This is a genomic window from Arthrobacter sp. A2-55, from assembly GCF_025548615.1.
GTDB classification, from domain to species: Bacteria; Actinomycetota; Actinomycetes; order Actinomycetales; family Micrococcaceae; genus Specibacter; species Specibacter silviterrae.
The window spans coordinates 1-5,453 of sequence record NZ_JAJLOZ010000123.1 but is presented as its reverse complement, the minus strand read 5'-3'; the positions used below and the strand labels follow the sequence as shown (position 1 = coordinate 5,453).

The following is a 5,453-nucleotide window of genomic DNA, read 5'->3' as shown; positions in this document are numbered from 1 at the left end:
ATCTCAACGCATAAGCGGCGCCCACCTCAAGAGGTGGGCGCCGCCGTCGTGCTTGGCCGGAACAGGTCGGCTAGGCCATCTCGACCTTGGCGCCGGTGCTGCGAATGGCCACCACGGCGTTGTGGCCGCCGAAGCCGAAGGAGTTGTTCAGGGCCATGACCTGGCCCTCCGGCAGCTCGCGCGGGGTGCCCGTGACAATGTCCAACGGGATCTCAGGGTCCTGGTTTTCCAGGTTGATCGTGACTGGGGCAAGGCGGTGATAGACGGCCAGGACCGTCAGCACCGATTCAACGGCGCCCGAGGCACCCAGCAGGTGTCCCGTCTGTGACTTGGTGGCTGAGACGCATACATTGTCCACATGGTCGCCCAGGGCGGCACGCAGGGCCGTGTACTCCGGGCGGTCGCCCACAGGCGTGGAGGTGGCGTGGGCGTTGACGTGCACCACGTCCTCGGCCTGGGCGCGGGCGTCAAACAGGGCTGCCTTCAGGGCGCGGGTGGCGCCGAGGCCCTCGGGGTCCGGGGCCGTGATGTGGTACGCGTCAGCCGTCACTGAGGTTCCGGCCAGCTCGCCATAAATGCGGGCGCCGCGGGCCAGGGCGTGCTCCTCGGCCTCGAGCACCAGGGCGCCGGCACCTTCACCCATGACAAAGCCGTCACGGTCGATGTCGTAGGGGCGCGAGGCGTGCTCGGGGTCGTCGTTGCGCTTGGACAGGGCCTGCATGGCGGCAAAGGCGGCCATGGGCAGCGGGTGGATGGCAGCCTCGGCGCCGCCGGCCATGACCACATCGGCCTTGCCGGAACGGATCAGCTCCAGCCCGATGTGCAGGGCCTCGGTGCCGGACGCGCAGGCGGAAACGGGGGTGTGGGCGCCGGCGCGGGCGCCCAGGTCCAGGCTGACGGCGGCGGCAGGGCCGTTCGGCATCAGCATGGGCACCGTCATCGGCAGCACGCGGCGGGGGCCCTTTTCGCGCAGGGTGTCCCAGGCGTCCAGGAGCGTCCACACGCCGCCGATGCCGGTGGCAAAGGCCACGGCCAGGCGGTCGTGGTCGATCTCCTCCAGACCGGAATCCTTCCAGGCCTCACGGGCGGCCACCACGGCGAACTGCGTGGAGGGGTCCATGCGCTTGGCTTCGACGCGGCTCAGGGTTTCGGAGGCGGGGTTCGTGACACGGGCCGCAAAGCGTACGGGGAGCTGGTATTTTTCCACCCACTCGTCGTCAAGTGTGTGGGCGCCGGAAACACCCTTGAGGGCGTTCCGCCACATCGTCGGAACGTCCCCGCCGATAGGCGTGGTTGCTCCAAGTCCAGTGATGACTACTTTGCGGGCCATGGTTCAACTCTCTAAAAAGAAAAGGTTCAGGACAACAGTGTGATGCCGTGAATGGCCGGACCAAACGTGGAACCGGCCATTCACTTTTGCCCTGTGTCGCACTAGCGGAAAAGGGCTCTGCAGTTCGGGATTAAGCCTGCGCGCCGGCAATGAAGCTGACGGCGTCGCCAACGGTCTTGAGGTTCTTGACTTCCTCATCGGGGATCTTGACGTCGAACTTTTCCTCGGCGTTGACCACAATGGTCATCATGGAGATGGAGTCGATGTCCAGGTCATCGGTGAAGGACTTGTCCAGCTCGACAGCTTCGGGGGCCAGGCCGGTCTCCTCGTTGACGATTTCGGCCAAACCAGCCAGGATTTCTTCGTTGCTAGCCATTGACGGCTCCTTATGTTGTGTTTTTACGTAAAAAATCGGGAATTGGGTCATTGCCGGGCAGCGCCCCGCACCTGCTGGTCCGGGAGCCTGGCTGGCGCTAGGGCAGGCGAACTACTTGCGCGCCAAACACCAAGCCGGCACCAAAGCCGATCTGAAGCGAGAGTTTACCGGAAAGCTCCGGGTTCTCCGCCAACAGCCGGTGTGTTGCCAGAGGGATGGACGCCGCGGAGGTGTTTCCGGCGTCGGCAATGTCGCGGGCAATAATGACGTGTTCCGGCAGCTTGAGCTGCTTGGCGAGCTCGTCGATAATGCGCATGTTTGCCTGGTGCGGCACAAACGCGCCCAGGTCCGCGGCGGTGATGCCGGCAACGTCCAAGGCCTTTTTGGCCATCTTGGCCATCTCCCACACGGCCCAGCGGAACACGGTCTGGCCGTCCTGGCGCAGAGTGGGCCACAGAGTGGCGTGGGCTTCGTCAGCGGCAGCCAGCGCCACGTCGTCGCCCTTCATGGCCTGTTCGCTGAAGTCGCGCACATCCATGAGGGAGTGCGTCATGCCGATGGCATCCCACTTGCTGCCGTCGGAGCCCCACACTGCGGGGCTGATGCCGGGTTCGTCGGATGGGCCGATCACCACGGCGCCGGCGCCATCGCCGAGCAGGAAGGAGATGGTGCGCTCATGGTTGTCGATGACGTCGGAGAGCTTCTCGGCGCCGATTACCAGGACGTATTCCGCCGTGCCGGAGCGCACCAGCGCGTCACCTTGGGCAATCCCATAGCAGTAGCCGGCGCAGGCGGCGGAAATGTCGAAGGCCGGGGCGGGGTTTGCGCCGATCTGCTCGGCAATCAAGGCAGCGGCCGACGGCGTCGCGTAGGGGTGGGAAACGGTGGAGACAATGACGGCGCCAATTTGCGAGGGCTCAATGCCGGCGTTTTTGATGGCCTCGTTGCCGGCGCCGACAGCCATGTCCACCACGGACACGTCGCGGGGCGCGCGGTGGCGGGTGATGATGCCGGTGCGCTGGCGGATCCATTCGTCGGAGGAGTCAATCCACTGGCAGACGTCTTCGTTGGTGACGATGAGGCTGGGGCGGTAGGCGCCGATTCCGACAATGCGTGAGCCATTGCGGAGGGTGCTTTGATTCAGCGTGGGCGTGCTCACTCGGTTCCTTCTTTCCGCTGGGCGTGCTCGGCCAGCAGTTGCTTTGCGGATTCCAAATCGGCGGGGGTTTTCACGGCAACGGTGGCAACACCGCTCATGCCGCGCTTGGCCAGGCCCGTCAGGGTGCCGGCCGGCGTCAATTCGATCAAGCCGGTCACGCCCATGGCGGACATGGTCTCCATGCACAGGTCCCAGCGCACGGGCCGCGACACCTGGGCGATCAGCGACTGCAAGGCCGCTTCCCCGGAACGGACCTCGGCGCCGTCGTAGTTGGAGAGCAGCGGCACCGCGGGTGCATGGGTGGCCAGGGACGGCGCCAGGGCCTCCAGTGCGGAGACGGCGGGTGCCATGTGGTGGGTGTGGAAGGCGCCGGCCACTTGGAGGGGGATGACGCGGGCCTTGGCAGGCGGGGCCGCGACAAGTGCCGCGATCTGCTCCAGCGTGCCGGCGGCCACTGTCTGGCCCTTGGAGTTCATGTTGGCCGGGGCCAGCCCGGCGGCGGCAATGGCGGCCAGGACTTCTTCCGGGTCCCCACCCACGACGGCGGCCATGCCGGTGGGGGTGACGGCGGCGGCGTCGGCCATCTTGTTGGCGCGTTCGCGCACAAAGGCCATGGCATCGGCGTTGGAAAGGGTTCCCGTGAGCGCGGCGGCCGTGATTTCGCCAACGGAGTGCCCGGCAACCACCACGTCCAGGGCAGCCAGCGGGGCATCCAGCAGTGCCTCGGCGGCGAGCAGCCCGGCCGCGACGATCAGGGGCTGGGCGACGGCGGTGTCCTTGATGGTCTCCGCGTCCGAGGTGGTCCCGTGGGCCAGCAGGTCAATGCCGGCGGCCTCACTGAGGGCAGCCAGCCGGGCCTCGGTGCCGGGGCGTTCAAGCCAGGGCGAAAGGAATCCGGGAGTTTGGGAACCCTGTCCAGGGCAGACTATTGCAAGCACAGTAACCAGCTTTCCAAACTTAGGGGCAGGGGCATGGTGTTTTCGCACACCAAGCTCATGGGGATGATTTGTAGGAAGTCTACAATACGGTCCGTTGCTTCGGGCTGCGGGAGCGCAGTTTGCCGGTTCAGCTTCGCGGGGCCGTGCGGTCTGAAGGGCGGTCCGCGGACTGGCGGGCGGGAGCGGCCAGCCGGCCCACCACGAGGGCGGTTTGGAGGACGAAAGCCTCCCGGGGAATGAGCGGGTCCCAGCCGGTGACGTCGCAGACCCTGCGCAGGCGGTAGCGCACGGTGTTGGAATGGACGAAAAGGTCGCGGGCGGCCGCCTCGAGGGAATGCCCCAGCTGCAGGTAGCTGTTCAGCGTTTCCACCAGCCCGTTGGACGCAGCCACCAGAGGCCGGTAAATGTGGGTGAGCAGGGCCCTGCGGGCGGACTCGTCCCCGCCAATGACCCGCTCGGGCCACAGGTCGTCCGCCGACACAGGCCGCGGCGCCGCCGACCAGCCACGTGCCACCGCCATGCCCGCAAAGGCCGCCTTGGCCGACGCCGTGGCATCCGCCAGGGTCTGGGCCAGCGGGCCGTACACCACGGGGCCGGGCGCAAACAGTTCGCCGAGGCGCAGGTAGGCAGTTTCCGGGTCGGCCACCTCGCCCAGGACCAGGATGAGCCGGTCACCCTGGATGCCCACCATCACGTCCGAGGCGAAACGTCCGGCGGCCCGGCGCAGGGTGGCCAGGAACGTGGCATCGGCTTCGGCAGGTGCCGGGCCCACCATGATGGTGAAGCGGCTGTGTGATGTCCAGCCCAAGGCTGAAATGCGGGACTGCAGGGCATCGGTGTTTTCCCCGCGCAGGATCCCGTCCACGGCGAGGGCCTCAAGCCTGGTGTCCCAGGCCCCGCGGTTTTCCGCGGCCCGGGCATAGACGTCGGCGGCGGCAAAGGCCACTTCGCGGGAGTACCGCAGCACGGCTTCGCGCAGGTCCACCTGGTCGTTGGCGCTGGCCAGCTCAGGCACCCGATCCTCAACCACCTGGACCACCGTCCGGATGAGCTGCAGGGCGCGCTGGAGGCTGATGGACCGCGTCAGTTCGGTGGGTGCCGTGCCAAAAACATCGGAGAGCACCCAGCTGGGGGAAGACGGGTGCTCGTACCAGGACACAAATGCGGAAATGCCGTTTTGGGCCACGAGCCCCAGGGACGACCGTTCGTCGGCGCTCAACCGCCTGTACCACGGCAGGGTGCCCTCAAGCTCCCGCAACATCAGGGTGGACAGCGGCCCAATGTTGGCCCGGAGACGGTTCAGGGTCTCGGAGGTCTTCGCCACGGCCGGAGCCGCTGCCTGGGATGTTGCCGCACGTTGGGTCTTGGGTGCCATTCCTTGAGGATATGTCCTTTGCCCCCCGTAATGGTTAATTGTGTGGATTCAACAAGGCGCGCCCCGCCGCACTGGCCGGAGCCGGGGTGCGGAACGGGGCGCGCGTGGAGTTGTTTCCATCCCCCCGAGCGGGCACTTAACGGGGGTGTTTGTCTGGAACATCCGTGTTGTGTGCCGGTTCGGGTGGGTGGTTAGCTGTCGCCTCCTGCGTTGCCGGTGGTGCCGGCGTTGGTGTTGAGGAGGTCGTAGCGTTCGGCTGCCTGGGCGGGTGCGTC

General features: G+C 66.8%; 5 protein-coding genes. All 5 read right to left on the bottom strand.

Features of this window, described 5'->3' with window-relative positions; all coding sequences use genetic code 11:
- Positions 1-70: 70 nt before the first annotated feature.
- A complete protein-coding gene (gene fabF, locus LPN03_RS20375; RefSeq protein ID WP_262455706.1) occupies positions 71-1,330 on the bottom strand; it encodes a beta-ketoacyl-ACP synthase II in 1,260 nt (419 codons plus the stop codon).
- Between the two features lie 130 nt (positions 1,331-1,460).
- Positions 1,461-1,706, bottom strand: a complete 246-nt coding sequence (locus tag LPN03_RS20370) for an acyl carrier protein (protein ID WP_038462997.1) — start codon at positions 1,704-1,706, stop codon at positions 1,461-1,463.
- 97 nt (positions 1,707-1,803) lie between these two features.
- Positions 1,804-2,865 carry a beta-ketoacyl-ACP synthase III gene (locus tag LPN03_RS20365; protein WP_165181174.1) on the bottom strand — a complete coding sequence of 354 codons (1,062 nt, stop codon included), beginning with the start codon at positions 2,863-2,865 and terminating at the stop codon, positions 1,804-1,806.
- On the bottom strand, positions 2,862-3,803 hold the full coding sequence (locus LPN03_RS20360) for an ACP S-malonyltransferase (RefSeq protein WP_262455705.1): 942 nt from the start codon (positions 3,801-3,803) through the stop codon (positions 2,862-2,864). Before LPN03_RS20360 ends, LPN03_RS20365 begins: the two co-directional genes overlap by 4 nt.
- A gap of 127 nt (positions 3,804-3,930) precedes the next feature.
- Positions 3,931-5,178, bottom strand: a complete 1,248-nt coding sequence (locus LPN03_RS20355; RefSeq protein WP_262455704.1) for a PucR family transcriptional regulator — start codon at positions 5,176-5,178, stop codon at positions 3,931-3,933.
- Positions 5,179-5,453: the final 275 nt, after the last annotated feature.